The sequence below is a fragment of the Leisingera sp. F5 genome, from assembly GCF_001593695.1.
The window spans coordinates 1-3,087 of the sequence record NZ_LUKH01000288.1 but is presented as its reverse complement, the minus strand read 5'-3'; the positions used below and the strand labels follow the sequence as shown (position 1 = coordinate 3,087).

5 protein-coding genes are annotated in these 3,087 nt (G+C 65.7%); all 5 read right to left on the bottom strand.

The features are described from left to right. A partial coding sequence (locus A2I95_RS28995; RefSeq protein ID WP_291735460.1) for a protein-L-isoaspartate(D-aspartate) O-methyltransferase occupies window positions 1-517 on the bottom strand: 517 nt, incomplete at its 3' end. After that, a complete protein-coding gene (gene surE / locus A2I95_RS28990; protein WP_291735457.1) occupies window positions 514-1,296 on the bottom strand; it encodes a 5'/3'-nucleotidase SurE in 783 nt (260 codons plus the stop codon). The genes A2I95_RS28995 and surE, both read right to left, overlap by 4 nt. 223 nt (window positions 1,297-1,519) lie before the next feature. Beyond that, window positions 1,520-2,167 (bottom strand): SDR family oxidoreductase, encoded by a 648-nt coding sequence (locus A2I95_RS28985; protein ID WP_291735455.1) that lies wholly within the window; start codon window positions 2,165-2,167, stop codon window positions 1,520-1,522. A 118-nt stretch (window positions 2,168-2,285) separates the two neighbouring features. After that, complete coding sequence (locus A2I95_RS28980) at window positions 2,286-2,558, bottom strand: hypothetical protein (RefSeq protein WP_260005446.1); 273 nt, start codon at window positions 2,556-2,558, stop codon at window positions 2,286-2,288. Window positions 2,559-2,701: 143 nt separating this feature from the next. Further along, window positions 2,702-3,087, bottom strand: a 386-nt coding sequence (locus A2I95_RS28975) for a DUF2199 domain-containing protein (RefSeq protein ID WP_291735452.1), incomplete at its 5' end; no start/stop codon positions are given.

Genomic DNA, 3,087 nt, shown 5'->3' with positions numbered 1-3,087 from the left:
GAACCATGATGCCGCCGGTCTTGAGCTGCGCCAGCAGGGGGCTTGGCGGATCCTCGGCGGCGGCGGTCACGATGATCCGGTCAAACGGCGCCTGTTCGCTCAGGCCGTGGCTGCCGTCGCCGACCAGCGAGGTCACATTGGCAAGCTGCAGCTGCTCGAACACGGCCCGCGCCTCGCGCACCAGCCTTGCGTGGCGGTCGATGGTATAGACCCGGCGTGCCAGCTTTGACAGGATCGCCGCCTGATAGCCGGAGCCGGTGCCGACCTCCAGCACCGTGTCGCGCGGGGAGATCTGCAGCGCCTGGGTCATCATGCCCACGATAGAAGGCTGCGAGATGGTCTGGCCGCAGGCAATCGGCAGCGGCACGTCCTCATAGGCGCGTTCCGAGAAGATGCCGCGCACAAACATACCGCGGTCGATCGCTTCGATGGCTTCCAGCACCCGCTGCTCCGTCACCCCGCGCGAACGCACAGAGAACAGGAATTGCATCTTGGTTTCGGGATCGGGGCCGCTCATTCAATTGCTTTCAGCGCGTCCAATGCATCGCGCGCGGTCAGGTCGGCACGCATCGGAGTGACAGAGATATAGCCGTCGAGGTTGACCGCGGCGTCCGAACCGGCGGCGGTCTCGACCTGCTGGTTGCCGCCGCGGATCCACAGATAGCGCCGTCCGGTGGGCGACAGCTGTTCTTCCGCGGAAAAATGGCTGCCGCGGCGGAACCCTTGGGTGGCCACACGGGCACCCTTCACCTCTGCGGCCGGGACCGGCGGGAAGTTGATATTGTAAAACAGCCGGTAGTCCTGCCCGTCCTGCGGCTGGGCGGCCAGGATCTTTTTGACCAGCCCGGCCCCATGCACGGCGGCGGCCTCAAACGGATTGTTCGTCTCGCGGTTGGCAGGGCCGTAATACTGCGACAGCGCCATTGCCGGGATGCCCTGCAACGCAGCCTCCATCGCACCGCCCAGGGTGCCGGAATAGAGCGCGTTTTCAGCCGAATTGTTGCCGCGGTTCACACCAGACAGCACCAGGTCGGGTTTTTCGCCTTGCATCACCACATGAATGCCCGCCAGCACGCAGTCGGCAGGCGAGCCTTCGGCGGCAAAGCGGCGCTCGCCCAGCTGGCTGAGCATGGTGGGGCGGGTGTAGCTGATGCAATGGCCGACGCCGGATTGTTCAAACGCAGGGGCCACGGTCCAGACTTCGCCATCCGGGCCTGCGACCTCATGGGCGATGGCGTCCAGGACATTCAGCCCTTCGGCGCTGATGCCGTCGTCATTGGTGATCAGAATGCGCATGGGGTGTCTGCCTGCCGTGTTCAACCGGGTTTTCGATTGAATAGGACCTGTGCCGGAACGGGGCAAGGTTTTCGCGGAGTGAAGCGGGATCAGCCGCAAAGCGGGGCAGGGAGGCAACAGGCCGGCCAGGTGCGCTCCCGCCCCCTGGGCCTGCATCAAAGATGCCGTCCCGGGCGTTGGGCCGGGCGCCGCGCTGGCGCGCGGCGCGGGCTGACAATCAGCGTCAGTCTGCTAGGATCTGCGGCAGCAGGCGCGCGGCCTCATCCTGGATCGGTGTCAGTGCATCGCGGTTCTCGCCTGGGTGGAAACGGGCGCGCAGGGCAGTGGCCATCGGCTGCGGCTCCAGGATCCGCACCTGCGGGCCGGTGCGGCCGGTTTCCGCCTGCCAGCTGCGGGCCAGCGCCATCTGCGCCGCCTTGGTGGCGCCGTAGGTGCCATAAAACTTCTCGCCCGCGCGTGCGTCGTCAAAGAACACTGCGCGGCCCGATTGGCCCAAGAGCGGCGCGACATAAGGGATCAGCACCGAGGTCGCAGTGGCGTTGATGGCCACGGCCTTGGTCCAGTCCTTGGCGGCCACAGAAGGCGCCGGGCAAAGCGCGGTTGCGTGGATCGCGGTGTGCAGCCACAAGTCCAGCTTGCCCCAGCGATCGTGGATGCCACGGCAGAGCGTTGCCATCGCCTCGGGCACGGTGATGTCCATCGGCGCCAGGGTGGCAGAGCCGCCTGCGGCCTTGATGCGGTCATCCAGCTCTTCCAGCGCGCCGGTGGTGCGGGCCACGGCAACAATGTGATGGGTGGGCGCAAGCGCTTCGGCCAGGGCGTTGCCAAGGCCGCGCGACGCGCCGGTGATGAGAGCGATTTTATCTGTCATGGCACGTCTTGTGGGCCGCGCGCACGGGCAGGTCAAGGGGCGGCGGCCCGGGCCAAGAATTTTGGAAAATTCTTGGCAAATTTCTTCGAAGAAATTTGTGCTGCGGAATCGGGGTGCTTTAGCCGCCAGGCATGGCAAGTCGCTTGCTTTCGCCCTTGGAATTCAGGATCAGCCCCTTGGCGTCTATTGCCACCACCTGGCCCGATGACAGGCGGCTGCCGCGCGACACCTTGCGGGTGCGGCCCGACGGCAGCCGGATCAGTGCAGTCATACTGTCCTCTGGACCGAACAGCCCCAGCAGACTCAGGTTGCCGCGGTTCATTGCATTGGTCTGAGTCGCAAGCCCTGCCACTTTGGCAGAGGTGCCGGCCTCAGTCTCTGTGTTCGACATACCGTCCGTTCCTCATTAATCCGGACGTATCTGGGCTGCCGCAGGCTGCGTATCAAGCCGCATCCGGCGCGGCGGCATCCGCATCGGCGGGAAGCCGCGGACGGCTGCAACGGGACCGCGAGACCCGGTGCCGCAATGCCCGCTCAGGCGTCATACACCAGCGACGGCAGGTCGTGCCCATAGGCATAGAGCAGCTCCAGCAGCTCCTCCAGGTCGGCACCGTCCTTTTGCAGCGGATAGAGCGGATGGTTCTGCTCGGTGACCCTCAGCTCAGGATACTCACCGCCGGGGCGCATCTCCAGCATGCAGCCCGCAGGCACCGGCATGTCGGGCGGGATTGCATTGGCCAGCCAGGCCGGGCGGTCGCCCAGCTTTTCCGTCTCGCGCATCTCAAACAGGTCGAGATAGGCGTCGAAATCATCGCGGCTGAGGCTGGCCCAGGTGCCCAGGATGAACTCCTCGCCGCGGCTGTTTGCCAATGGCACTGCCAGCACCGCGCGAATGAAACGCAATTCGCCGAGGCGGCAGA

Bases quoted from the DNA above. Each gene is read 5' to 3' on its own strand.
- surE (WP_291735457.1), bottom strand. From the start codon at position 1,296: ATGCGCATTCTGATCACCAATGACGACGGCATCAGCGCCGAAGGGCTG.
- A2I95_RS28985 (WP_291735455.1), bottom strand. From the start codon at position 2,167: ATGACAGATAAAATCGCTCTCATCACCGGCGCGTCGCGCGGCCTTGGC.
- A2I95_RS28980 (WP_260005446.1), bottom strand. From the start codon at position 2,558: ATGTCGAACACAGAGACTGAGGCCGGCACCTCTGCCAAAGTGGCAGGG.